The sequence below is a fragment of the Denitrobaculum tricleocarpae genome (assembly GCF_007004665.1).
In the GTDB taxonomy this organism is placed as follows: Bacteria; Pseudomonadota; Alphaproteobacteria; order Kiloniellales; family Kiloniellaceae; genus Denitrobaculum; species Denitrobaculum tricleocarpae.
In genome coordinates this window covers 1-25,387 of the sequence record NZ_ML660074.1, presented here as the reverse complement: position 1 = coordinate 25,387, position 25,387 = coordinate 1, and the positions used below count along the sequence as shown (strand labels likewise).

The following is a 25,387-nucleotide window of genomic DNA, read 5'->3' as shown; positions in this document are numbered from 1 at the left end:
AATGTTCTGCAGGCTCAAGGATTTCAGGAGGATAGCGACCCGCTACGACAAGCGTGCCGACACCTTCCTCGCGGCCATATGCCTCGCCGCTTCCATCACTTGGTGGATCAATTGAGTCCCGACCCTAAGAGGCAGTGAGTTTTGAGCCCATACAAACGTGAATTGCTTTATGAAAGCGGGCCTCTCGACCTCTTGAGCAGAAAATCCACGAAGGCTCGTGTTTTTGCTGGAACGTAACTCGCTTCAGGGTAAACCGCATAGATGCCGGTCACAGGGACCGACCACCCGGGCAGCACAGTCTCCAGTGCACCAGACTGAAGCGCTTCGCCCGTGATGAAATCCGACAGGAGCGAGATCCCGGCGCCAGCGCACGACGCATCGAGAAGCGCCGCTGCGTCATTGGCGCGTAACCAAGGACTGATTGGCACCAGTTGGGTCTCACCGTCTCTCTCAAGTAACCAGCGATCGCCGCTCGCCAGATTTGGGAAGTGAAGACACTTGTGCGCGAGGAGCTGCTCCGGCGAGGCAGGACGTCCGTGACGGTCGAGGTAGCGGGGAGATGCCACGAGACGACGCCGGTTATCGGTAAGCCGCCGTGCACGCAGAGAGGAATCCTTGAGCTCACCGATCCTGACGGCGACATCTATCCGCTCATCGACTAAATCGACGTAGTGATCCGTGAATCGAAGATCGACCCGGATCGCAGGATTCTCATTCATGAAGTCGGGAACTGCTGGCGCCACCCATAAGCGGCCGAAGATCCAGGGCACCGAAACGGTCAAGAGACCGGCCGGTCTGGCACCCAGCGATGTAGCGGCGGCATCTGCTTCCTGCAAATCCGCAAGAATGCGTTCAATATAGGTCAAATAGACCTCGCCCGCTTCTGTCAGAGTAACGCGCCGTGTCGTGCGCACAAGCAATTGTACTCCGAGCAGGTTTTCGAGCTTCCTCACACGGCGGCTCATCAGAGATGTCGTGATGTCGAGCGCCGCGGCAGCTTTTACAAAGCTCAAGCGGCGGGCGGTTTCGGTGAAAGCCTGCAGCAGAGACATTTTGTCTCCGGCCAACGTGTGCAGCTGATTGTTATCTGTCATGGGATTATCTGTCGCGTTTGGAAGCGATTATCACGTCACGTGGGAACCCTTACGTCTCTGTCCAAGTGGAAACAGACCAAGTGGAAACAGAGGAATGAGGAACATGACAGGTCTTCTCAAAGAAAAAGCCGGTGTCGTGGTTGGCGCCAGTTTGGGCATTGGCCGCGCTGCGGCGAGGCTTTTCGCAGAGGAAGGCGCAAGAGTTGCGATCGTCGCCCGGCGAAAGGACCGCCTGGACGAACTCGCTCAAGAGATCAGGGATGAGGGCGGTCAGGCGGTGCCCATCGTGGCAGATGTGACACGAGCTGAGGATCACGCCCGCATTGTCGCGGAAACCCTGGACGCTTTCGGCGCGTTCGACTTTGCCTTCAATAACGCTGGAACCATCGGCAGGTTTGCGCCGATGCTCGAGCAAACGCCGGCGGACTGGAACCATACGATCGAGACCAACCTGACGTCGGTGTGGATGTCTCTGCGGGCGCAGGCCGCTCAAATGAGCAAGACCGGCGGGGGCGCGATCGTCAATACCTCATCTTGGCTTGCCGTCGGCGCCCTGCCCGGGTCGACAAGCTATTCCGCCAGCAAGGCAGGAATGGACGGGATGCTGCGCGCAGCCGCCCTGGAACTCGCTCCTCTGGGCATTCGTATCAACAACATAAACCCAGGTGGCATCGACACGGACATGACACGCGCCGCCTTTAACAACGACGCGACACGTCTCGAGGAATTTGGGAAGGCGCATCCCACGGGCCGCTTGGGGACCGCGCGGGAGACCGCTCAACTGGCTGCTTTCCTCCTCTCCGAACGCGCCGTGAATATTACCGGCCAGGCGATCCTTATCGATGGCGGTTACGCCATAGCAGGTCAACGGTCATGACTGACCGGGCGGAGCAAGCCGCCTTCTCGCCAGGCGCGAAGGCGCTTCCTGATCACAAAGTCGACCTTATTCCAGCAGGAGATTCCCTCATGATGACCTCACGTCCCGATATGATTGCAGGCCTCGCCGCCTCGGCGCCATCCGGGAGGGCAGCCGAACGCCATCGCACCCCACCCTCAAGGCCCGGCCTTCGCGACGGCCTTTCATATCTGTTCTGCGCATTTCTGATCACAGCAGCGCTGGCCGGCATGGATGAGGCTCATGCCGCAGATAGCGTGAGGGAAATTCCGCTGCCGACCAGCTTCGATTACCCCAACGGGATAACCACGACCCCTGACGGGACCCTTTATGTCGGCTCTGTGACCAGTGGCGACATCTTGCGCATCACGCCCGAGGGGACAATCGAGCGTGCTTTTCAGGAAACGGAAACGGTGTTTGCCGGGACCGCGCTTCGCTTCGACCCGACGACCGGCCTTTTGTGGGTCGCATCTCCCGATTTCCTGGGCCAGGAGATCGATGGCGAGCAAGTCCGGCGCCCGCATCGGATTGGCGCGATAGACATCGCCCAACGCCGTGTTGTCTGGTCATCAACCCTGCCGGATGACGGTTTCGCAAACGATATGGCGCTCGATGGCACGGGAGGCATATACATAACCGACAGCATCAGGGATCGTATCCTGCATCTCGCCGCCCCAGGCGCGGCGTTTGAAACTGTCACGGACGCCCCCCTGCTGTCGCCTGGGGATCTGGGTCCGGCAGGCATTGTCATGACGCGGGACGGGGATCTGATCATCGGCCTCTACAGCGAAGGCGCCTTGCTTCGGGTCACTCTCGATGAGGCCGCCGCTCAGGTCGAACCGCTGGAGCTGACGCGCAGGATCGAGAATCCGGATGGCCTTGCATTGGCACCCGACGGGCGGCTCCTCGTTCTCGAGGGCGCGGTCCGAAGCGGTGACGGTAAGCTGCTTGTGATCGATCCCAACGGTCCTTCCCCCCTCGAGGTCGAGACACTCGCCGACGGTCTCGACATGCCCCTCAATCTCACCCTCCTCGGCAACGAGGTCGCCGTGAGCGAGGGCAGGCTGCGGCATCTGATGCTGGATGATTCAGGCCTGAGCGTTCCGGAGGTCTTTCGAATTGTAGTCGTCCCGCTTGACGAAACGTCTGCTGCCGAGACCGGGAGGTAAAATAGGTCCGCTCACCAGGTGAGCGGACGAAGTGAGCCCCAACCGCAGCTTCACCGGGCTGGGGCTCGCTTGACTCCACCCAGTGATTACAGGAGCACAATCGATCGCAGATCTTTGGTTTTGCACCTGTCAGTCATAGCCACTGTTTATAATTCCGCCTTTTGAACCAGCGTCAGAACCATGCGCTTTGACATGAGTCGCACCAATGGTCGGTTTTTTTTGACAGATCGCTATTCCACTTCTGCAATCACCGCCAGACAGTCACCCGGTTTGATCAGGCCCGGAAAGTGCCGGCCGGCGAGCAGTCCGGAAACTTTGGCGCGATATTCCAGCGGTGCCACGCCTGTACGGCCGATGGGATAGATTCGCGCGATGAGATCACCGGCCGTCACAGGATCACCCAGATCGACGCAGAGCTCGAGCAGACCCGGGTCTTCGGCGACAATCAAACAGTCCCCGGAGGACAAATCGAGCCAGCGGGTCGGCGACTGTTCGATCTCGCCGGTGAGAATGCCGGCGTGACGGAGCAGATTGCGTACCCCGCGCTTCGCGATGCTGACGGTCTCTGCGCTCGCGCTGCCGCCGCCGCCCAGTTCCGTGGTGATAAAGACCTTGCCCTGTTCTTCGGCGGCCGCATCGATCATGCCGGTCGAGTCGATGGCGTCCAGCCGCACGGACCAGGGCGCGCAAAAGGCGGCCACGGCCTCGAAACCCTTCGCTTCCAGATCCTTGTCACGACGCGAAAGCGTGGCAGCGAAGGGCAGGAAAGTCAGTGTCTTTCCACCGGCATGGATGTCCAGCACGATGTCGGAGACAGGCAGCAGAACGCGGGTGAAATAGTCCGCGATTTTCTCCGTAACGCTGCCGTCCGGCCGCCCAGGGAACATTCGATTCATGTTGCCTTTGTCGATGGGCGAGGTGCGGGTGCCGGCGCAGAAGGCGGGATAGTTCATGGCCGGCACGATGATCACCCGGCCAGAGACCTCTTCCGCTGTGAGCTTTTGCGCCAGATCGAAAAGCGCGATGGGCCCTTCGTATTCATCGCCGTGATTGCCCCCGCTCAAGAGCGCGGTCGGCCCCTCGCCTCTCTTCACCACGGTAACAGGCAGCATGATTGCGCCCCAGGCGGACTCGTCGCTGCTGTAGGGCAATCGCAGGAAGCCGTGCTGAACGCCGTCGGCGTCGAAATCGACGGTTGCCGTGATGGGCGAGGGACGCAGATCGGATTCGGTCATGGGCTCTTTCTCAGTCCTTGATGAAGAGTTTGCGGGGGGTCGAACAGAGGCATTCCGCACCGGTCTCGGTGATCAGGATCGGCTCGGTGATCTCCAGGCCGCCGTCGTCCAGCCAGATCGCCGGCATGAAGTGGAAGGTCATACCCGGCTGCAACACCGTCTTGTCACCGGCCCGGAAGGACATGGTACGTTCCCCCCAGTCCGGGGGATAAGAGAGACCGATGGCGTAGCCGCAGCGGCCTTCCTTCTTGATGCCGAACGTGTCCAGGGTCGAAAAGAAAGCCGTGGCAAGATCTTCACAGGTGTTACCCGGTTTCGCGGCTTCCAGACCGGCGGCGGTGGCCTCCAGCACGGCAATCTCAGCGTCGAGATACTTTTGCGGAGGTTTGCCGAAGAAGATCGAGCGCGACTGCGGACAGTTGTAGCGGCGGTAACAGCCGCCGATCTCGAAAAAAGTTCCCTCGCCCTGTTTGAAGGGCCGGTCATCCCAGGTCAGATGCGGTGCCGTGGCATCCATCCCGGAGGGCAGCATGGGCACGATGGCGGAATAGTCGCCCCAATGACCGTCGGCGCCGCGGATCCCGGTGGCATAGATCTCGGCGACCAGCTCGTTCTTCGGCAGGCCCGGCTCGGCCAGTTCCAGGATCCGCGCGTGCATGGCCTCGACAATCCGCGCGGCGCGGCGCATGAATTCGATCTCGGTCGGGCTTTTGACCGCGCGCTGCCAGTTGACCAGCGCCGTCGCATCGCTAAAGCGCGCGTTTGGCAGGTGATTTTTGAGCGACTCGAAGGCCGCCGCCGAAAACCAGTAGTTATCCATCTCGACCCCGATCCGCAGGCCGTCCCAGCCCCGCGCTTTCAGGCTGTCGGAAAGATGATCCATGGGATGGCGTTCGGTGGACTGCACATAGTGGTCCGGATAACCAACGATGTTGTCTTCAGCCATGTAGACGGTGCGGCGCGCGCCGTTACCGTCCATGTTGCGGCCCCACCAGACCGGCTCGCCCTCCAGCGCGACGATCACGGCCTGATGGACGTAGAAGGACCAACCGTCATAACCGGTCAGCCAGGCCATGTTCGCAGGGTCGGAAACGATGATCACTTCAACCCCTGCCTTTTCCATGGCCGCGCGGGTCTTGATCAGGCGATCAGCATACTCGGCTCGGCTGAAGTTCAGGGCAATATCGGGCACGGAAGCACTCTCGCGGATAGCTGCAGACGTAACTTCGAATAACAGTCCGCGGGATGAATGTCTCGCTCAAACGCGCCAGTTCAGTCATCGCAAGCATTGATGACGGCGCGGTTTCAAGCGATGGTTTGCATAGACTTTCGGAAGCCGGGTAACGTTGAACTTATCACCGGACCGCCACAAGCGGTCATGTTCCTGGGAGGTCTTCCCGTGCCAACAGAAGCCCTGCCGCCGCAAAGGTCTCATTCCCCACCAGGTTTCCCTCGACGCGCTTGACGACCTTAAATCCTTCAGAGAGATAAAGCTCGAGCGCAGGTCTGTTGCCCTCGAGCACCTCGATCTGGATTATCGGCGCCGACGCACTCATCGCATGCCGGACGAGCGCGCGGCCTACACCTCTCCGGTAGAACTTGGGGTCGACGTAGAGCCAGGCGAGCTCTTCCTTGCTGTAGGCGACAAAACCCTGAACGAAGTGATCCACTTCCGCCACGACCAGCGTGTTGTCAAACAAGCCTTCGTTCTCGGCTGTTTGCTCCAGAGTGAGAAACGCGTCTCTGCCAACGCTGGCATCCAACTCGTCAAGGCGCGCAGAATCATGTATTTCGCACAGCCTGGACCAGTCTGTGGTGTCGTAAGGACGTATCGTAATCATGATCAACCAATCCGCCGGTCCGGCCATCCGTTTCCAAATCGTGGTGCTTGCCACCGCTTTTCCGCGACCCAACACGGGAAATGAAGTAGCCCGGCGGTTCCGAGCCGTTTCATCAGCCTCATGCACAGGCGCAAAAACACAGAAAACCTTATATTTTCATAGAGTTCAACCATGTTTCGCACGGCAGCGTATTGCCATGAAGATACCGCGGCGGCAGGAAATGCGGGCGGCTGCGCCTTTACGAAAACGCGCCTTCTCTCACCGAACGAATTTGATGCGCGAGGGAGATGACGGCGTTGCCAATCGCCGACAGGGCGCATAGCGTCTTTGCATCGTTCGTCCACGCGAACCGACTGTTCGCCCAGCACGGAAGCGACCGCTTTATGACCCAACGCAACGATCAGCTCGATCAGTGGGACCGCGCCCACTTCTTTCATCCTTCGACCAACATGGCCGGACACGCCCGTGGCGAGACACCCAACCGGATCGTCACCGGCGGCAGCGGTGTCCATATCGTCGATCGGGACGGCAGGAAGAGCCTGGATGCCTTCGCCGGGCTCTATTGCGTCAATGTGGGTTATGGCCGGACCGAGATCGCCGAGGCAATCGCAAAGCAGGCCCACGAGCTGGCCTACTACCACAGCTACGTCGGCCATGGCACGGAGGTCTCGATCACGCTGGCGAAGATGATCGCCGAGCGCGCGCCGGAAGGCCTGAACCGGGTTTACTTCGGCCTGTCCGGCTCGGATGCGAACGAGACCAACATCAAGCTGGTCTGGTACTACAACAATGTTCTGGGCCGGCCGGAGAAAAAGAAAATCATCTCACGCTGGCGCGGGTACCACGGGTCGGGTGTCATGACCGGTTCATTGACCGGGCTGGATCTGTTTCACAAGGCTTTCGACCTGCCGCGTCCGCCAATTCTGCACACGGAAGCCCCCTATTATTTTCGGCGCGACGACCGCGCCATGGACGAAGAAGCCTTCTCGCAGTCCTGCGCCGACAAGCTGGAAGAACTGATCCTCGCGGAAGGCCCCGGCACGATCGCGGCCTTCATTGGTGAACCGATCCTGGGAACCGGCGGCATCGTGCCGCCCCCCAGCGGATACTGGGCAAAAATCCAGGCTGTCCTCAAGAAATACGATGTGCTTCTGATCGCCGACGAAGTGGTGACCGGCTTCGGACGCCTGGGCTCCATGTTCGGCTCCCATCACTATGGCCTGAAGCCGGACATCATCACCATCGCCAAGGGTTTGACCTCCGCTTACGCGCCGTTGTCGGGGAGTATCGTTGCCGACCGCGTGTGGGCGGTGCTGGAGCAGGGATCGGACGCAATGGGTCCGATCGGGCACGGTTGGACCTATTCGGCGCACCCCATCTGCGCGGCGGCCGGGGTCGCCAATCTCAAACTGCTCGACGAGTTGGATCTGGTCTCGAACGCAGCGAAGACCGGCGCCGGCTTCAATCAGTTGCTGCGCGATGTCCTTACCGACCACCCGAAGGTCGGCGAGGTGCGCGGCGAAGGCCTGCTGGCCGCGCTGGAATTCGTCGAAGACAAGGATGATCGGGTGTTCTTCGATCCCGCGCAGAAGATCGGTCCCAGGGTCGCCGCAGCGCTCGCCGAACAGGGAGTCATCGGACGTGCCATGCCGCAGGGCGATATCCTGGGCTTTGCGCCGCCGCTCTGCCTGACCACCGAAGAGGCCGAAACGATCGTCTCGGCAACCAGGGCCGCAGTCGAGACGGTGCTCGGAAAGGGCTGAACCGCAAACCTTTCCGGGCAGTCTCCCATCCGCCGGCCGTCAAGCCTGATCGGGTGTCCGGCCGTCCCTGGGCGAGCTTTAGGATGGTGCTCAGGCTGGTTCAAATATGCACCAGGGCGACACATTCCCGTTCCACTAAGCCCCTCAAACTTTCCGTCTTGAATACCTATTTAAGGAACAATCGGTATTAAATTCAATTTCACATGAGATCGGATGATGCGAGTTCCGACGATGCGAATCTGGACGAGGGGGAAGTACATATGCTGCAAGGCAGTTGCCTCTGTGGTGAGGTAAAGTTCGAGATTTCCGGCTATGTCAGCCCGGTGCAGAACTGTCATGCCGCGCGCTGCCGCAAAGCCACCGGGGGCGCTTTTACGCCGGAGATGCTGGCACACGGTGGCGGATTCCGCTGGATCGAAGGGCAGGAGCAGATCCGCGTCTACAAGGCGCCCCTGCTGAAATCACCCCCGGCCTACGCACGCGCTTTTTGCAGCACCTGCGGATCGCCCCTGCCGGTCGAGCTGGAGGGCACGCCCTACATGATCCTCAACAGCGGTGTGATCGATATCGCACCCGGTGACCTGCCGTTGAAATATGCATCACCCAATGAAAAAGCCTGCTGGCATGAGATCATGGATGAGCTTGCGCCCTCTGAAGGACATCCGACCCGAAGCCGGAAAGAAAAGGAGTACGCCCTTGTATCGGCGGAATAGCGCCCACCAAGCCTGACTAAGAGCCGTAGCTTGGAAGTCTGTCAGCCAGAAAACTGTATTCCCGCCGTGTCGCCGCAATGCGCGCCGGATCGATTTCGCAGGTGATGAAGGCTTCTTCATGCTCGGGAAATCTCAAGGCCGGAGACACCTCATCGATCCAGGGCGGGCAGAATATCGAGTTCCCGAACGCGGTTCCGGCGCGATTGAGGCTCAGGAGGTAAAGCTGGTTCTCCAGTGCTCTGGCCACCACGAAATGATGCCAACTGTAAAAGGACGGGTCGCGCGCGTAGGCGCCGCAATGCAGGATCAGATCCGCCTTGTGCTCCAGCGCAAGAGATCGGGCGAGTTCCGGAAAACGGATGTCATAGCAGATGATCGGCGCGATTTTGACGCCACGAAAGGAAAAGGAAAAGGGCGCCTCGCCGCGCTGGAAGTATTCTTTTTCCATGGAGGCGCCATACTGCGCCAGGTGGAGTTTATCGAAGCAACCCATCACCTCGCCATCGGGGCCGACCGCAACCTGAGAAATACGATAGCCATCGTCCCCTCTGCGCGGAATACCGTAAACGACAGCCACGTCGAAACGCCTGGCTGTCTCACGAAAACGTTCGAACGACGGACCTGAAAGATCTTCGGCAAGCGCGTCAAGCCGGCTGAAGGAGTCCCGTGAATAGTCTATGGCCGAGAGCTCCGGCAAAACCACGAGATCAGCCGGGGTTTGAGCAAGCGCATCCGCCAGGTTCCGAGCGACAAGATCAAGATGCGCATCTCTGGCCGCTGGAGTCGGTGTCGGCGGAATCTCGATCTGGCAGGCAAGCAGGCGCATGCTTTGACCCTCAGTTACCGGACACGGAATCGATGGCTCCGAAAAGCTCTTCGAGCTGCGCGAGACAGTCGGGCGCGAGCGCTGGCGACAGGATCGACGCCACGTTCTCGCGCAGGTGGTCCGCATTGCCGGTGCCGGTCAGAACGACGTCGGCGCCGGGTTCATGCCGGCAAAAACGATAGGCGCCCTCGACCACAGACCCGGCGCCGCCCAGCGATCTTAGAAAGCCAAGGGGATCCTCCTCCTCGAGCGCATCGGACGGGATCAGGTCCTGCTGGACGAGATCGGCGATCAATTCCGTCAGGGCTTCCGAATTGCTGAGCGCGCGGCGCACGGCGAACATCACCAGGGTCCCGATTTCCTTGGACCTGGTCTGCGCGAAGACCCGCTGCCTGGCCGAGGGGTTGATCAGGTTGAAGCCGGCCATTACGACGTTCCAGATATCATCCTGCAGGGCCCGGCTCAGCATGACATGCTGCGGATCGTGGATGAAACGTTCCGTCAGTCCCAGGAAGCGTATCTTGCCCTGGTCACGAAACCGGTCAAGGGCTGGCAGGAGTTCCTCGCGGCAATAGCCATATTGATCCGGCATGACTCCGTGCAAATGCAGAATATCGACGTAGTCGGTCTTGAGGCGCCGCAAAGACTCCTCGAGGCTCGATGCCAGGCTTTCGCCCGTCACGAACTGCTGGCCCAGGGGAGACTCTCCAGGCGGCACGATGGGAAGCTTGGTGGAAATGATCGCATCATCGCGCCGCCCGGCAAGGGCATCGCCGACGATCTCTTCCGTCCTGTAAACGGCTGCCGTGTCGATGAAGTTGATACCGAGATCAAGCGCGGCCCTGACGATCCCGACCGAATGCGCCCGGCTCTCGCCGCTGCCCTGACCGAGACGGCTGTGACCGCCGCAACCAAGCCCGGCGGCGCTGACTCTCAAGCCTGTGCGGCCCAGTGGGACATAGTCCATTTTGTCTGCTTTAACCCTCGGTGACCGTTTGAGTTTTCTGCGCGCGGTACAGGAGGTAAAGGCCGAATGCGATCAGGCCTGCGGCCACGATCGGGCGCACCACCCCACCCATCATGAAAAGCGGCACCGAAAGCGACAGCATCAGAGCGGGCGGATAGAAACGGGTCCAGGGTTTCTTACCGCGGTCACGCTGGTAGAGCGTGAAGAGCAGAGAGAAGACACTGGCGATGACAAAGAACAGAGACCAGGGCTGGGTGAAGAAAAGCGAGACATCGGTTGAAATCGCCAGCGAGCGCGACAGCCACTTCTCGGCAATCGGCCCGAGAACGACACCCAGAATGACGGGTGCCAGCGGGAAACCCAGATTGCGCAGAATGTAGCCCACGATACCGAAGATGAAGAGCGTCCAGATGTCCGAGACGATGTTGTGCAAAGCGAAGACGCCGATCCCGCAGTACGCCAGGATTACGGCGGCGAGCACGTACATGCGCACCCGTGTCACCAGCACGAAGAGCTTCAGCGCACCGGATTGCAGGCCCAGCACCAGGAAATTGGCGATAAAGAAAGCCAGAAAGATCGAATAGGCCAGAACCGGTGCCTCAGTGATGAAACTGGGGCTTGGGATGACGTCGTGAATCAGCAACGCGCCAAGCATGACCGCAGTGATGATGTCGCCGGGAATCCCCAGCGCCATCATAGTGATCAACGAGCCGCCCGCCGTGGCATTGTTCGCGGACTCAGGCGCGATGATGCCATCGGCAAAACCGCTGCCGAACTTCTCCGGCGTTTTGGAGGCTTTTTTGGCCTGATCATAGGCGAGCACGTTTGAGATCGAAGATCCGGCCGCAGGCAGAATACCGGTGAAGACGCCGATCAGCGAGGAACGGATCAGATTGCCCCAGCTCTTCAGGACCGTGAGCGCCGCCCGCCGGTGCTCGATCCGGATACTGACATCCTGCATCTCGGTCAGGGCCATGGTCGCCGTTTTAGGATCGCGCACGTCGGTCATCAAACGGCTGAAGGCGAAGAGGCCGATCAGGACCGGCAGAAACGCGAAGCCCTCCTGGAGGTACTCGACACCGAAGTCAAAGCGCGAGACGCCGTTGATATCGTCTTCGCCAAAAGTCGCGATCAGAAGCCCCAAAGCGCCCGCGATCAGACCCTTGATCAGGTTCTGACCGGCCAGGCTGGCGGTGATGGTGAGTGCGAAGAAAACCAGGGAGAAGTAATCCCAGGGCTGAAACTCAAGCCCGACCCGCGCCAGCTGCGGCGCGACGGCGATCAGCAGAACCGCGGAGACGATGCCGCCGAAAAACGAGGCCCAGACCCCCAATCCCAGCGCAAAACCCGGATCGCCGTTGCGCGCCATGGGAAAGCCGTCGAAGGTTGTCGCGACCGAAGACGGCGTGCCGGGAATCCCGGTCAGGATGCCGGACATCAAACCGCCGGAAAGGCCGCCGACAAAAACGCCGATCATGGTCGCGATCCCCTGCGCGGGCGGCATGCCAAAGGTGAAGGGCAGCGTGAGGACAACCGCCATGGCGATCGTGAAACCGGGAATGGCGCCCGAGATCAGACCGGCTGTCGCACCGACGATCATGAAGGCCAGGGTTTGAATATTTCCGATTTCGCCAAGGGCGCCCAGGAGATTTTCGATCAACATGTTCTTGCGCTTCCTGTCCCTAAATCACTTCGATCCATGACTAGATCACTTCAAAGAGTGAGCCTCGCGGCAGGATCACACGCAGCCCGAAGGTGAAGATCGACCACATGGCGCCCATGGAAATCGTTGCGATGGCGCCGTGCAGCAAGAGCTTTTTGGGGGCAAAACCGCCCAGAACCGACAGCAGGAAAAACACCAGCAGGATGCCGCCGATCAGAGCGCCGAAAAACGGCAAGGTGGCCAGAAAAAGAAAGTAGATCAGGTAGCACCAGAGCGGATTGCGGTACTTCACGAACCAGCCCATGAGGCCGCCTCTCGCCTCGCTCTCCTCCGCACTCGCCGCGGCCGGAGCGGCCCGCAGCGACTGGAAGAGATAGATCAGGCCGAAGACCAGCAGGATCCCCAGAACGCTGCGCGGCCAGGCGGAGGGCGCAAGCGTTCCATAATCAGGGCTTCGAATATCGAAACTCGCCCAGATAAGTACGCCGGTAAAAAATAGCAGACCGATCGCAATGATCGTGTCGCGATTTGGCAGGGACATGATGGCGTCCGCTTTTCAGTTGACGAGGGTCTCAATTCACGAGGACCTCATTTTATGAGGACCTGGCGACACTCGGGATACCCGAGGTTGAAGCCGACTGACCGCACGCGCGCGCCAGCCGGACTTCACCATACAGGACCTTAGAGGTTCGAGCCTTACGGCGCGCGCCTACTGTTTCTTGTACATCCCGATGTCGATAGCGACCTTTTCATGAGCATCGTAGGTATCCTGGAACCAGGCGGCGTAGCCCTCCGGTCCGACCCACTTCACGTCCGTGCCCTTGGCTTCCAGAGCTGCGATCAGCTCGGGGTCTTCAGCCGCTTTTTTGAAAACCTCGCCCCAGTGCGCGATGATTTCTTTAGGCGTGCCTTTCGGTGCAACGATGCCGCGATCCAGAGCGTAGGTCATGTCCGCACCGAGCTCCTTGAGCGTCGGAACGTCCGGCAGGTGCTTGGACCGCTTGTCCGCTGCGATGGCAAAGGCCTTCAACTCCCCGGTGGCAACATACTTCCGGGCCGTCGGCACGTTGATCGTGGCAAGCTCGATGGTGTTGGCCAGCAGGGCGGTGATCCGCTCCCGGGTTCCATCGAAGGGCACATACTTGAACTTTGTGTCGGTCAGGCCTTCGAGCAGCACCCACATGAACTGGCTGGTCGAACCGAAGGTCGCGCCGAGCTTCAGCGTCTCCGGATTGGCTTTCGCCGCCGCAATCATGTCGTCGTAGCTGTTCCAGGGAACGCCACCCGCCGCGCCGATCAGCTCCGGCGTGCTGGTGACCTGCGCAACCATGTCGAAGGCATCCCAGGTAAAGTCCACGCGGCCGTTGAGATAGCCGACGATCGCGCTCTGGTGGATCGCAAAGAGTGTGCAGCCGTCAGGTTTGGCTTTACGGGCCTCCTTGGCGCCTTTATTGCCCCCTTGCCCGGGCACGGTGACCACCTGGATCTTGGGCTCGAGATCCAGCTTGTTAATGGTTTCCTCGAAGGTCGAGAAAATAATGTGGGTGCCGCCACCCGCTTTCCACGGCACGATCAGCTTCGCTGTACTGCAGGCAATGTCAGCCGCGTAGGCGCTGGAACTGGCGGCTACGAAGGTCGCTGCGGCAACCGCCGCACCCAGAAACGGCGTAAACTTTGTCATCAAAATCTCCCTGATATTCGTTTCGTTTTGTTTTTTGAATGCAAAGGCAAGAAAACCATAACATGGATTTTTGCTGGAGAGACACCCTATTATGCCGCCCGAGCGGCAGCGGCAACGCAGCGCAGTGAACCTATGATTGAAGAGAGAAACGGTGGATCGTCCTTTGCAAAACATACCCCAACAGCGCCTCGCGATCGCCGGACTGGGAACCATCGGCCTGGAGGTCGCCCGCCGGATTGACGCAGGAGCGCTGCCCGGCATAAGCCTTGCGGCCGTATCCGCGCGGGACCAGGCCCGTGCGGCGGAGCGGGTCGCGGGCTTCCGTTCGCCACCCAAAATTCTCTCTTTGAGCGAACTTGCCGACGAAGCGGACATTATCGTCGAATGTGCGCCCGCCGCCGTCTTCATGGAAATCGCCAACACCGCCGTGGCGCAAGGACGTACACTGGTGCCACTCTCGGTCGGGGTTTTGTTGAATCATCTAGAGCTGATTGACCGGCTGGACGAAACCGGCGCCAGGATCGTCGTGCCGACCGGCGCGCTGCTTGGGCTGGACGCGGTCAAGGCCGTGGCTGAAGGAGAGGTTGAATCCATCCGCTTGTCCACCCGCAAACCGCCTGCGGGCCTGAAAGGTGCACCGCACCTGGTCGAGAATGGCATCGACGTCGATGGGATCACAGCACCGACCAGGGTTTTTTCCGGTAATGCCCGTGAAGCCGCGAAGGGCTTCCCCGCCAATGTCAACGTCGGCGCGGCGCTGGCGCTGGCGGGCATCGGCCCGGAACGGACCGAAGTGGAAATCTGGGCCGATCCCACGGTGACCAGGAACACTCACACGGTCACGGTGGAATCCGATTCTTCACGCTTGAACATGACCATCGAGAACATCCCGACCCCGGAGAATCCGCCGACCGGCAAGATCACCGCGCTCAGTGTGATGGCGACCCTGCGCAGACTTACGGCACCGATGGTGGTCGGGACTTAGGTTCCTTCTGACCGGCGTCAGAGATGCCGAATGGGTGGCGTCAGGGCGTTGGGCGCAGATAGAGCCCGCTCAGCTTTCCGTCGGCGGCCTGACACAGCCCCCATTCCAGAGCGCCGTTTTCGAAGCGAACGTCAAAGACATCGAAGCCATCGGGGCCAACCCCCTTGAAGTCGACCTTTGTGACCTCTCCCAGACGTTCCAATTCAGGTACGATGATCGGTAGCTGCTCGCGAACCAGTTGAGCAAGCGGCTCATTCATCTGCTCGTAGTCCGGTTTTCCCACCCGGTGTTCGCCGATCACGCGGCGCAGGACCGCCTCGCTGCCGGGTGCAGACTCTTTCTTGCGGACGCGTTCAGCGAGAGCCGTTTCCGCAGCTTCGAACGCATCCGGTGCGGCCCGGTCCGCCCTTTGCTCAAAACCACCCTGATGCAGGATCATGGCCTCGACTTTTCCCGGCGTCGCACGGGAGAATGAGACCTGGGCGGGGACCACCTTCATAAAGAAGCGGTCCGCCCCTTCAGCATAGAGTTCGACCGGCGGCTGCCCGACCAATTGAATAAATAGTCGGTTCCGCTCCAATGTGATCCGGGCTACCAGCCCGTCGGCGAAAAGGAAGGAACCGACGTAGTCCGGCAAACTGCCGGGATCGGCGGGGACTTCGATACGCGGACGGGCCTGCTCATAGCGTTTCCAGGCCATAACATCGGAGGTCGGTTCGGACATCTGTGTTTCCTTCGCGAGTTTCAGGAGATCCTCGACGCTCAAAACTTCACCCCGCGCCGTTTTTTCGCGCAGCGCTGTCACTAGCCGCAGACTTTGCTCCATCTGATTCCGGCGCTCCGTGAGGTTGACCTGCTGAACCGCAAGCAGTTCGTCGAACCGGCTTTCCTGATTCACGAGCAGTTCCACAATGCTGCTCAAACTGAGTCCCAGTTGCTTCAGAACCAGAATCTCGCTGAGGCGCGCGATCTCACGAGCTCCGTACAGTCGCCAATTCTTCTCTGTGCGCCGCGGCGTCAGCAGGCCGCGTGCCTCATAAAGTCGGAGGGCGCGAACCGTCAGGCCGATACGGGAGGCGCATTCAGCCGCGGTCAGCAGCTTTTCGGCGTGGGGTTTGCTGTTCGAGGTTGCTTTCATGGCCGCTGTCTTAAGCTGTGACGCAGGGTCCGGCTCAAGCCCTTTTTTTGGCAAGGGCCGAGAACAGGCGCATCGTGCCCCGGCGTCGTTTAGTCCTCCTCGTCAGGCGTTATCATACCCGGGATGTGGCTTTCCGAGATCCGGGCAGCGCAGTGGTCTTCAAAGGCGCTCAGGAGTCGGGACGGCGTGATCTGAGCGGCGGTCGCGATGCCGATGGTCATGGGCCGATAGTCGCCCGACAGCGGCAAGCGGACTAATTTCCGGCCGTCCATGGCCTGATCGGAGCGCGGCCTGATGTTGGCCAGACTATAACCCTGACCGTTGGCGACCATGGTGCGCACCACTTCCTGCTGGGCGGAGCGAGCACCGATGTTCGGCTCCAGGCCCTCGCGCATGAACATGGCGAGGAAGTATTCGCGGCTTATGGGAAGATCCAGCAGGATCAGAGGTTCGGGCGCGAGTTCGGCCAGTTGAACCTGGTCCCGGCCGGCGAGCGGATGGCCATCGCTCACCAGGACATGGGGCGGCAGGCTGACCAGCGGGCGGAAGGTAATGTCGTTCGGGATCTGAAGATCATAAGTGATGGCGGCGTCGATCTCCGCACGCCGCAAACGCTCCAGCAGAGCTTCCTGATCGGCTTCGCCAGCGCGCAGTTCAGCCTCGGGAAAGGCCGTCGCGAAGGAATGGGAGAGCGCCGGAATAATCATCGGCGCAAGCGTCACAAGGCAGCCGATCGAGAGACTACCGCGGAGCTGCCCGCTGACCTCATCCGCCAGGTGATAAAGCCCCTCCGCCTGCTCCAGCAGCGCTTTCGCCTCGCGCAGCAACCGCCGCCCCGCAGGTGTCAGGGACAGGCCCTGCGCGTGGTGGCGGACGAAAAGCTGCACACCCAGCTCCTTTTCCAGCTGGGAAATCGCGGTCGAGATCGAAGGCTGCGAGATCGAGGTCCGTTCCGACGCACGGGTGATGCTCTCGGTCTCCCCGGCGGCAACGAAGTATTCGAGCTGGCGAAGGGTAAAGCGCATGAGGAAGCCTAACGGCGATTGCGGTCGAGGCTCGGGAGATCAATCAATTTCAAGATGCTCCCGATGCCGGATGAAAGGACTATGCGCCGGTGCCGAAGCCTTGATGCGCCCGTCCGCCCCCCATTCATCCAGGCAGTTGAAGGGAATTGTGGCTTCCTCTTCGATCGTCTGAAGGCGGTCAACATAGTTCGCCTGTATCTGCTGCAGCCGTTCCTCGATCTCACCGCTGCTGGAATACCTGAGGCCACTCTCCACGCCATAGGCAACGAAGGGCTGGAGCACCCCGAAACCGACATAAGCCAGGGTGAAGTTCACCGGCCAGAGCATGAGATCGATATCGCCGCTGCGGCCATTGAAGGCATAGGTCTCGGCACTGGTCGCGACGGTCAGGGAGAGCATCGCTTTCTTGCCCTGGAAGCGGCCTTTGTCGAAGCGGACATCGCTCTTGTAAACCTCGCCGTAAACGAAAACCCGGTCGAACCAGCCTTTGAGAATAGCGGGCGGCATATGCCACCACATGGGATACTGCAGGATGACCAGATCTGCCTGATCCAGCCGACCGATCTCGGCCTGCACCTCGGCAGGGATGGTTCCGTTCATGGCCGCATGGCGCTGTTCGGACTGCGTATCGAAGCGCTCGCTGTTCTGCAGGTTCCTATAGAAAGCCGCCCGCTCGCTGGGATCGAAGCCCATAGCGTAAAGATCCGAGACCGTCACGCTCCAACCCCGTTCCTCAAACGTCCGGCGCGCCAGGCTGGCGAGATGTCCGTTGAAAGACAACGGCTCGGGATGCGCAAGAACGACGTGGGCTTTCATGACGCGTGTCTCGACTCTTCCACTTGATCGATCGAATACCGCATCATGGGAAGGATCTCTACGCGACGCAAACTGATATCGGAACGAAAGCCGTCACTTATCTCCCGGCACGCCATAGCTCGGCGCTTCGCGGGGATCGAGCGCCCGGGTGACATAGGCTTCAAGCTGCGGTTTGTACAGGACCCAGAGTGCGGCAAGCGCCGTGATAGGATCTTCCTCATCCCAGTCGACCCGCAGGTCCGCCACCGGCCAGGAGACGTCCCGGACCAGGTACAGGCCGGCGGAATGGACCGGCCCGGCCTCTCCGCCTGCGGTCAGAGCCGCCTGCATTGCAGCGATCAGACGGTCTCCCAAATCGCCGTCCGAGCCCTCGAAGGCAGCGACCATTGCCTGGGGAACCTCCGTATTGGCCAACAGGTTGCCCGCGCAGACCACGTTGCGTCCCTCCGCCACCGCATGGGTTCCAAGGGTTTCGCTGCCGGAGAAATGCCCTGTCCGGCCGGCAGCGTCGATGACGGTTAGCTGGCGATACTGGATATAGGGCGTCTCCGCGACCAGCCGTGCAACGGCGTCAGGCGCGGAAACACCCTGCGCCATGAGATCCAGCGCCTTCGGGCCAAGCGTCGGGTCGGTGATATTCTGACTGGCCACCGCCCCGACCCCGGCGCGCGCGTAGGCGCAGCGGGCCGCAACGGCGGGCGAAGAGGAAGAAACCGCCAAGCCAAACATGCCGGTCTTTTCGCAACGGGCCGCAATGGAAAAGGTCATGGGGTCAACTCATTGATCTTTAGCTGGCTTCCTGCTGCAGGAAGAAGGACGCGCCGCGCGGATACTCGGGAATCTCCACCTCGTAGGCGGTGCTGCGGATGCGATTGGGCTCGACGCCGCGCACGATCTCGCCGTCCAGCATCGAGGGCACCGGATTGGGTGAACAGGCGGCGGCATCCGCCGCTGCGTAGACGGTGATCGACAGAGTGCGTGGCTGCTGCGAGAGGTTCGGCGCGGAGCCGTGCGCCAGTTTCGTGTGCATCAGGCAAACCGAACCGGCCGGACCAAAGCACTTGACGGCCTTTTTCTGAAATTCCGCCGCGACGTCGTCGGCCACCGCGCCGGTAAAGCGGCCGCCGTGCCAAAGGGAATGGATGGGGCCCTTGTGTGAGCCGGGAACGACCTCCAGGGGGCCGTTTTCCTCCGTCACCTCGTCGACCATCAGCAGGGCCGTCACCAGGTCCGGATTGCTGTGCGGGGTGAAAGGGAAGTCCTGGTGCCACTTCACCTCGGTCTTGGCGCCCGGCAGCTTCGAATTGATCTTGGAGTGATGGTAGCGAATGTCGGGGCCAATCAGATCGGCCACCATATCGACCATTCGGCTGTCCCGCGCCACCTGGCGATAGGCTTCCGAAACATCGACCGGCGCGTTGACCCGCCGCAAGCCCGGTCTCACCGCAGAGTGCGAGGCCTCAAGGTCGAAACGCGGCCTGCCGTCGACCGCTTTGCCATAGCTTTCAGCCTGCCCGCGGCTCTCTTCCACCCAGGCCGCAAAATCGGCGCGCAACGCCGCAAGCTGATCCGGCGTCACTGCATTTTCGACGGTCAGGACACCATTTTCATGAAAGGCGTCGGCCTGCGCCTGGGTCAAAACGCGAAGAGCTTGAGAAGACATGGTTCGCTCCTGTTTACTTCAGCCCGACTCCGGCACTATGCCGAATCGGGAATCACCGCGATGACGTCGATCTCGACCAGCCACTCGGGACGCGCGAGCGCCGAGACGACGAGCCCGGTCGAGACCGGAAACACACCCTTCAGCCATTTTCCCATGGTCCGGTAGACATCTTCCCGATAGCGGGGGTCGGTGATGTAGACCGTGACCTTGCAGATGTGGCCCAGCTCCGACCCGGCCTCTTCCAGAAGCTTTGCGATATTCGCCATGGCCTGGTCCGCCTGAGCCGCCGCGTCGCCGATACCGACGCTGACCGCCGTATCCAGGTCCTGTCCGATCTGCCCCCGTACGAAGACCATTGTGCCGCGCGCGACAACCGTCTGACAGAGATCGTTCTCCAGCTTCTGCTCGGGATAGGTATCCCTGGTATTGAACTTGCGGACCCTGGTATGCGCCATTCCGGTTATCTCTCTTAATCCAATTCAATCACAAGTCATGCAGCCGATCTCGCTGCAAAGGTGCGGGCGCTTTTTCCAACCCTGAAGAAACCCCGCTGACCGCCGAATTCGCGCGGCCCAGTCTCCTTCATAGCTCTGAATAAGGACAATAGTTCTTTTTGTGGAATTGCTTTCGTTTTTCTTAACCAAAACGGCAATTGAATAGCTGCGCACCGCACACGGCGTGTCACATTCCCGTCAGAATTAGGGGTTTGGTAGAGTTTCGCCTTTAAAGCCCATGGGGGTGGCGCCAATTGGGGTGCAGCCGCGACATTCACGCGTAACCTTGAGAAACGACCTTGAAAGACGGAGATCGGTTATGACTGCAGCACCGGTGAAGGTATTACTCTACAAATGGGCCGGCGCCTGGGGGCCCTTCAAGGTCAACATCCCTTGCGGCGAATGCGCCCTGACCACCGACGTCATTCAGGACACCTTCGAAACCGAGCTTGCCGGTATTCCGGTCGAACTCGAGACTCGCGAGTGGCTGAGCGAGTGGTGGAAACCCCTGCCTAAAGGCGGGTGGCACGCACCCATTGTCATGGTCGAAGGCAAGATCATCAGCCAAGGCCACGCCCTCAACCGGGGCCTCCTGACCGAAGCCATTATCGAGGCACACGTTAAGCGCACACCCATTGAAGGCACCCATGTCTTCGGCAAGGAATCCTGCCCTTACTGCGTGAAAGCCAAAGCCTATCTGGATGAGTCCGGCAGGGACTATCAGTATCACGATGTGGTCCGGAACCCGCGGGCACTTTATGAAATGATCGGCCGGGTCAAGCCTATCATCGGCCCGAAGACCCCTGTGACGGTACCGCAGATCTGGATCGACGGCACTTACATCGGCGGTGCGGATCAGTTGAAGGACGTCCTGCAGCGCAGCGAAGTCGAGGTCAATCCGCACCGTGGCCGCTGTTCCCTCTCCCCCGGACGTTTGCAGACCGCATAAGAAAGCGGCGGCCTCCTACATCCCTTTACGGCCTCAAGTTGATAAGGCACCCTCGGATAATCGAAACCGAGGCTGTGCGGGGAAGCGCGATGGCAGGTCAGTATTTTGTCGGCATCGACGGTGGTACGGAATCCATCCGCGCCGGTGTTTTCGATCCCGCGGGCACGCCCCTGGCCTTTGCCGCTACGCCCTACGAAACCCATTTTCCGAAACCCGGTTGGGCTGAACAAGACCCGGCTGACTGGTGGGATGCGCTGGGTAAGTCGGTGCGCAAGGCCGTCGCCGACAGCGGCGTTTCCAACAATGAGATATCGGCGATCTGCGCGGACACCACCTGCTGTTCGGTGGTCGCTTTGGACGCTGACGGCCATGCTGTCCGGCCGGCATTGATCTGGATGGACGTCCGCGCCGTCGCCGAGGCTCAGCGTGTCGCCGAGACCGGCGATCCGGCGCTGGGCGTTAACTCGGACGGCAAGGGCCCGGTTTCCGCAGAATGGATGATCCCGAAAGCCCTCTGGCTCAAGGAAAACGAACCGGCGAATTTCGAGCGGGCCTCGACGATCTGCGAATACCAGGACTACATCAATTTCCACCTGACCGGCAGGCGCGTCGCCTCCATCAACAATGCCGCGGTCCGCTGGCATTACATGGCGGAAGGCGGCGGGTATCAATCGAGCCTGCTGGAGAAACTGGGTCTCGGCGCCTTACAGGAAAAGTGGCCGCAAGAGGTGCTGCCCCTGGGCGAAGTCATCGGCGGACTGACCAGCCGGGCTGCGGAGCATCTCGGCCTGCAGGAGGCTCTGCCGGTCGCGCAGGGCGGCGCCGATGCCTTTATTGCAATGATCGGGCTGGGCGTGGTCAGGCCCGGCAAGATGGCCTTCATCACCGGCTCCTCGCACCTGCATTTGGGGCTCGCCGATCACGCCTTTCACGGCCAGGGGATCTGGGGCACCTATGCCGACGCCTTGCTGCCGGGCTATCATGTTGTCGAGGGCGGGCAGACCTCGACCGGGTCGATTGTGGCCTGGCTGAAACGCCTGCTGGACCCCGCCGTCAGTTACGATCAGCTCAATGCCGAGGCGGCCGCCCTGCCCCCCGGCTCCGACGGCCTGATCGTGCAGGACCACTTCCAGGGCAACCGCACCCCTCACACAGATCCTCTCTCCCGCGGCGCGATCACCGGCCTGACGCTCAGCCATGGCCGCGCGCATCTTTTCAGGGCGATGATGGAGGGCGTCGCCTACGGCACGGAACTGATTCTGGAAACCCAGCGCGCGGGCGGATACAAGCCGGACGAACTGGTGATCGCCGGAGGTGTAACCAACTCCGACCTCTGGATGCAGATCCATGCCGATGTTTCCGGCCTGCCCCTCACGGTCACGCGCGTCGCAGATGCGCCGGCTCTGGGTTCCGCCATACTTGCCGCCACCGCCGGCGGCGCTTACGCAAGCATTACCGAAGCCAGCGAAGCCATGGTTCATGTCGAGCGCAGGGTGGAACCCGATATGTCGGCCCATGACGCATACCGCCCTTTCTACGAGGCCCACCGCCGCGCCTATCAGGCGAACCGAGCGATTACCGACCCTCTGATATAAGGGCCTCAGTGTTTATACCCGGCGCGCGGCCGCCGTTAGAAAACCGGCGCAGATCATGAATCCGCCGCCAAGACGGTTCACCAGTTTGAGAGTCCCGGGCCTGCGGAGCCTTGCCCGCATTTCTCCGGCGGCCAGGGCCCAGACGGCCACCGACAGGGTCGCCAGCGTAAGAAAAGTTGCGCCGAGTATAACGAGCTGAGGAATAACCGCCTGTCCGGGTGATACGAACTGCGGCAGGAAGGCGATAAAGAAGACGATCCCTTTCGGGTTCAGCGCCGTCACAACATGAGCCTACCAGAACATGGAGCGGGCGTCCTTCCGCAAACCGTTACTCCCCCGTGAGCCGCGATCCCCTTTTGAGCCAACATCTTGCGGCAGTTCAAGTTTTGGTTCTGCGCGCCAGAGCTTCAGTCCGAGCCAAATGAGATAGGCCGCGCCAACATACTTGAGAACCGTAAAGAGTGTTGCCGAACTTGCCAGTACGGCCCCCGCGCCCGCCAGAGAAATGGTCAATGCGGTTAAGTTGCCCAGCATAACGCCCGGCACTGTGGCGAAGGCGCTGCGTTTGCCGTACCCGAGTGCGTAACTCACCACCAGCATCACCGTCGGACCGGGCACCACCAGCAAAACTATGCTGGCAAAAGAAAAAGTGACCCAAAGCTCCAGCGACACCTCAGCACCTCCATCACCTATAATCGAGAATCACTAAAGACAGCTTTTCAGCTAAGCAGCAAGCGACACAACGCGTGTCACAGGAATTGATTGCTCAAACCCATATTGCCTCCTCAACCTTGGCGACAAATTCGCCTTAACCATAGCCCAATCATCTCACTAAACCGCAGCGCATCGCGAATTTAATCAATGCCGAATTTCTCAAGGAAGACTCAAGCAACAGCTTACCCGCAAGTTGCGCCGAGATTATGGAAAGCGATAACGTGATAAGAACCGGAAGCAGGGGATAGCTGTACCGAGGAATAAAGTGGCTCATCCCGGCATAAGCCGCCCAAGCCCAGATCGCAAGCGATGCAAACACCAGGCAAGTATACTGGCGCTTGAGAACCGTTAAGACAAGACAGAGGAACATCCCCCCCCAATAGGTGAAGTTGGTGGCAAGCCTTATCAAGAAGCCCGCAGAATCTAAGGATAGAAAGTGTAAAACGATCCCATTTTCAGAGAACAACCCTCGCCAAGCTACAGGAACACTTACAAGTATGTGCTTTACCGGATCCGCAAGGATCATTTGCTTTGCTTCGGCTGCAACTAGTTTGCTGGCTTCAAACCTAGAAATTTGAAACTCGTTTGCAATCTCCGAAGAACGCTTCCGAGCAACTCTGTAGTTGCCATCTTCATAATTATCACGGTTCAGCCTTCGATAATCCTCAGCATCGAATATAAAACCTGCAAGTCTCTCGCGACCGGCCGCCGTCCAATAAAGGAATGACGCGAAGTATTCCCTGGAATTCATTTTATTGTGCTCGGCCCGGACACGTAAAACGATCTCTCCTCCTGAAGTAATCTGACTGTTGTCAAAATACTCAAGGTTTCGCGCAATCCAAGGTGTAGTCACAACAGAAAAACTCAACAAGACCGCCAAGACAGACGCGAATGCAAGTCTTGAGCGAATCATTTTGTGGCGAACCAGGCTTACTGCAAGAACAACAAAAGGCACAAAAATAGAATAAAGATAAATCGGCTGGCAAAGAGCCAAAACACCAAACACAATACCCGTAGCCGAGCAGTTTTTTATGTTTGGTCCCATCCAAATAAACAACATCATGAGCGATGCTATCAGCACCAGAAATGACGCTAATACCTCTGGACCAAATTTATCACTCGAATCAATAAGCGACTTGCTGGAAGCAACAAGAAATGCCGCCGTAAGCCCCACCAAGGCGTTTCCCGAAATACCTTTGGTAATAGCGTAGGTAATCAAAACTATTAGCGTCAGGATTACAACATTTACGATTTTCAGATCTTGTCTGAACGATTCACAACCAACCTCCTTTCCCTGGAAGCACGCCAGAGAAACGTTTTGGCTGTTGGGATGCAGGTGGAGTGATGCCGCTAGCAAAGCAAGGTAAGCAGGGCCTCGTCTTTGCGAAAGTGTTAGGATAACACCATCATCCATTTCAATCGATTCAAGCCCCGAGACCTCTCCGGTCAGCGAGACGACACCATACTTATACAGATTGTAACTAAGTGGGATGTAAGTGTTTTCATCACCCGACACATCCATCTTATCCAAAGACGCAAGAGCGCCAAAAAACGCGTAGGCGGCAAGAAGTACGAGCAACGTAAAGCGTACGCTGCGCGTGGTTTCGATCATTTGGCAGAAGGACGCGACACGGTTTTTCAGGTTAGTGAGAATCTGCAATTTTGGTATCCCGGTTCAACTGAACATTACGGTGATCAAGCAGTTCGCAACACTCGCTGAATGGCCTATCATCAAAGGGTTAGGTGAAAGCCGCGAAAAAGCTTATCGCTCCTATCGGCGGTTAGATAAAGACCACAATTTCAAAGGTTGACGACAAGATTGAGGAGCGGGCCTAATTCAACTGGCCGAGCTGAAGTCAAGAGATGTGAAGGCTTTAAACGGGTGACGGAATGCGCAAGAAACATTAGTAGACCGCTCGCGTAAAAGATGTCAATGGGCGAAAGTGCAAGCTCAGCCTGAAACGACAAAGCATTGTATGGCCCGCCCCTTTCTGACAAGGTGAAGGTTGCGTTCTGGCGACTTGCAGTCTGCGATAATGTATCCGGCCTTTGAGTGAAGCGGTCTTTGCTTCTGGCCACGATGGGTATCCGCGCGCGCTCGTCCTCATAAGACCTTCGGTTTCGCGAACCGATGTTTTGTTCAGGTTTCGGGCGCGCCGTT

General features: G+C 59.6%; 24 protein-coding genes and 2 pseudogenes. 8 read left to right on the top strand and 18 right to left on the bottom strand.

Features of this window, described 5'->3' with window-relative positions:
* Window positions 1-115, top strand: a pseudogene (locus FKG95_RS29105) (IS5/IS1182 family transposase); the annotation flags it as partial.
* A 52-nt stretch (window positions 116-167) separates the two neighbouring features.
* Here the strand turns inward: FKG95_RS29105 and FKG95_RS29100 are convergent.
* On the bottom strand, window positions 168-1,094 hold the full coding sequence (locus FKG95_RS29100; protein ID WP_142899987.1) for a LysR family transcriptional regulator: 927 nt from the start codon (window positions 1,092-1,094) through the stop codon (window positions 168-170).
* 103 nt (window positions 1,095-1,197) lie between these two features.
* Here FKG95_RS29100 and FKG95_RS29095 point away from each other — a divergent pair, with 103 nt between their 5' ends.
* Together FKG95_RS29095 and FKG95_RS29090 are read left to right on the top strand one after the other, a co-directional pair.
* Complete coding sequence (locus FKG95_RS29095; RefSeq protein WP_142899986.1) at window positions 1,198-1,971, top strand: SDR family NAD(P)-dependent oxidoreductase; 774 nt, start codon at window positions 1,198-1,200, stop codon at window positions 1,969-1,971.
* A gap of 89 nt (window positions 1,972-2,060) precedes the next feature.
* Entirely contained in the window at window positions 2,061-3,158 is a 1,098-nt protein-coding gene (locus FKG95_RS29090) for a Vgb family protein (protein WP_142899985.1), read from the top strand.
* A 230-nt stretch (window positions 3,159-3,388) separates the two neighbouring features.
* On the opposite strand, the gene doeB is transcribed toward FKG95_RS29090, so the two are convergent.
* The 3 genes from doeB to FKG95_RS29075 form a co-directional block, all read right to left on the bottom strand.
* Entirely contained in the window at window positions 3,389-4,393 is a 1,005-nt protein-coding gene (gene doeB, locus FKG95_RS29085; RefSeq protein WP_142899984.1) for a N(2)-acetyl-L-2,4-diaminobutanoate deacetylase DoeB, read from the bottom strand.
* A 10-nt stretch (window positions 4,394-4,403) separates the two neighbouring features.
* The gene (doeA, locus tag FKG95_RS29080; protein WP_142899983.1) at window positions 4,404-5,585 is read right to left on the bottom strand and encodes an ectoine hydrolase DoeA; all 1,182 of its coding nucleotides are present in this window, start codon (window positions 5,583-5,585) and stop codon (window positions 4,404-4,406) included.
* A 184-nt stretch (window positions 5,586-5,769) separates the two neighbouring features.
* Entirely contained in the window at window positions 5,770-6,234 is a 465-nt protein-coding gene (locus tag FKG95_RS29075; RefSeq protein WP_142899982.1) for a GNAT family N-acetyltransferase, read from the bottom strand.
* Window positions 6,235-6,617: 383 nt separating this feature from the next.
* Between FKG95_RS29075 and FKG95_RS29070 the strand changes: the two genes are divergently transcribed.
* Both FKG95_RS29070 and FKG95_RS29065 read left to right on the top strand, forming a co-directional pair.
* Window positions 6,618-7,997 carry an aspartate aminotransferase family protein gene (locus FKG95_RS29070; protein ID WP_142899981.1) on the top strand — a complete coding sequence of 460 codons (1,380 nt, stop codon included), beginning with the start codon at window positions 6,618-6,620 and terminating at the stop codon, window positions 7,995-7,997.
* Between the two features lie 203 nt (window positions 7,998-8,200).
* The gene (locus tag FKG95_RS29065; protein ID WP_142899980.1) at window positions 8,201-8,710 is read left to right on the top strand and encodes a GFA family protein; all 510 of its coding nucleotides are present in this window, start codon (window positions 8,201-8,203) and stop codon (window positions 8,708-8,710) included.
* 16 nt (window positions 8,711-8,726) lie between these two features.
* On the opposite strand, the gene FKG95_RS29060 is transcribed toward FKG95_RS29065, so the two are convergent.
* From FKG95_RS29060 to FKG95_RS29040, 5 genes are all read right to left on the bottom strand, one after another.
* On the bottom strand, window positions 8,727-9,536 hold the full coding sequence (locus FKG95_RS29060; RefSeq protein WP_142899979.1) for a carbon-nitrogen hydrolase family protein: 810 nt from the start codon (window positions 9,534-9,536) through the stop codon (window positions 8,727-8,729).
* 10 nt (window positions 9,537-9,546) lie between these two features.
* On the bottom strand, window positions 9,547-10,503 hold the full coding sequence (locus tag FKG95_RS29055; protein WP_142899978.1) for an aldo/keto reductase: 957 nt from the start codon (window positions 10,501-10,503) through the stop codon (window positions 9,547-9,549).
* A 10-nt stretch (window positions 10,504-10,513) separates the two neighbouring features.
* A complete protein-coding gene (locus FKG95_RS29050; RefSeq protein ID WP_142899977.1) occupies window positions 10,514-12,166 on the bottom strand; it encodes a tripartite tricarboxylate transporter permease in 1,653 nt (550 codons plus the stop codon).
* Window positions 12,167-12,206: 40 nt separating this feature from the next.
* Entirely contained in the window at window positions 12,207-12,707 is a 501-nt protein-coding gene (locus FKG95_RS29045; RefSeq protein WP_142899976.1) for a tripartite tricarboxylate transporter TctB family protein, read from the bottom strand.
* Window positions 12,708-12,875: 168 nt separating this feature from the next.
* Window positions 12,876-13,847: a Bug family tripartite tricarboxylate transporter substrate binding protein gene (locus FKG95_RS29040; RefSeq protein ID WP_142899975.1), complete on the bottom strand. Its 972-nt coding sequence runs from the start codon at window positions 13,845-13,847 to the stop codon at window positions 12,876-12,878.
* Between the two features lie 151 nt (window positions 13,848-13,998).
* On the opposite strand from FKG95_RS29040, the gene FKG95_RS29035 reads away from it, so the two are divergent.
* Window positions 13,999-14,832: an aspartate dehydrogenase gene (locus FKG95_RS29035; RefSeq protein ID WP_246116943.1), complete on the top strand. Its 834-nt coding sequence runs from the start codon at window positions 13,999-14,001 to the stop codon at window positions 14,830-14,832.
* A 40-nt stretch (window positions 14,833-14,872) separates the two neighbouring features.
* On the opposite strand, the gene FKG95_RS29030 is transcribed toward FKG95_RS29035, so the two are convergent.
* The 6 genes from FKG95_RS29030 to FKG95_RS29005 form a co-directional block, all read right to left on the bottom strand.
* On the bottom strand, window positions 14,873-15,970 hold the full coding sequence (locus FKG95_RS29030; protein ID WP_142899974.1) for a MerR family transcriptional regulator: 1,098 nt from the start codon (window positions 15,968-15,970) through the stop codon (window positions 14,873-14,875).
* Window positions 15,971-16,059: 89 nt separating this feature from the next.
* Window positions 16,060-16,995, bottom strand: coding sequence for a LysR substrate-binding domain-containing protein (locus tag FKG95_RS29025; RefSeq protein WP_142899973.1), 936 nt, complete (start codon window positions 16,993-16,995; stop codon window positions 16,060-16,062).
* A 39-nt stretch (window positions 16,996-17,034) separates the two neighbouring features.
* Complete coding sequence (locus FKG95_RS29020; RefSeq protein ID WP_142899972.1) at window positions 17,035-17,811, bottom strand: NAD(P)H-dependent oxidoreductase; 777 nt, start codon at window positions 17,809-17,811, stop codon at window positions 17,035-17,037.
* Between the two features lie 93 nt (window positions 17,812-17,904).
* Complete coding sequence (locus tag FKG95_RS29015; RefSeq protein ID WP_142899971.1) at window positions 17,905-18,579, bottom strand: DUF1028 domain-containing protein; 675 nt, start codon at window positions 18,577-18,579, stop codon at window positions 17,905-17,907.
* Between the two features lie 19 nt (window positions 18,580-18,598).
* On the bottom strand, window positions 18,599-19,474 hold the full coding sequence (locus FKG95_RS29010; protein WP_142899970.1) for a phytanoyl-CoA dioxygenase family protein: 876 nt from the start codon (window positions 19,472-19,474) through the stop codon (window positions 18,599-18,601).
* 35 nt (window positions 19,475-19,509) lie between these two features.
* On the bottom strand, window positions 19,510-19,929 hold the full coding sequence (locus tag FKG95_RS29005; RefSeq protein WP_142899969.1) for a RidA family protein: 420 nt from the start codon (window positions 19,927-19,929) through the stop codon (window positions 19,510-19,512).
* A gap of 358 nt (window positions 19,930-20,287) precedes the next feature.
* On the opposite strand from FKG95_RS29005, the gene FKG95_RS29000 reads away from it, so the two are divergent.
* Complete coding sequence (locus FKG95_RS29000; protein ID WP_142899968.1) at window positions 20,288-20,917, top strand: glutaredoxin domain-containing protein; 630 nt, start codon at window positions 20,288-20,290, stop codon at window positions 20,915-20,917.
* 89 nt (window positions 20,918-21,006) lie between these two features.
* On the top strand, window positions 21,007-22,512 hold the full coding sequence (locus FKG95_RS28995) for an FGGY-family carbohydrate kinase (protein ID WP_142899967.1): 1,506 nt from the start codon (window positions 21,007-21,009) through the stop codon (window positions 22,510-22,512).
* Between the two features lie 12 nt (window positions 22,513-22,524).
* On the opposite strand, the pseudogene FKG95_RS28990 reads toward FKG95_RS28995, so the two are convergent.
* The 3 genes and pseudogenes from FKG95_RS28990 to FKG95_RS30065 all read right to left on the bottom strand — a co-directional run.
* Window positions 22,525-23,133: pseudogene (locus FKG95_RS28990) on the bottom strand (LysE family translocator).
* Between the two features lie 202 nt (window positions 23,134-23,335).
* Complete coding sequence (locus tag FKG95_RS28985) at window positions 23,336-24,886, bottom strand: glycosyltransferase family 39 protein (protein WP_142899966.1); 1,551 nt, start codon at window positions 24,884-24,886, stop codon at window positions 23,336-23,338.
* Window positions 24,887-25,026: 140 nt separating this feature from the next.
* A partial coding sequence (locus FKG95_RS30065; RefSeq protein WP_218940410.1) for a hypothetical protein occupies window positions 25,027-25,387 on the bottom strand: 361 nt, incomplete at its 5' end.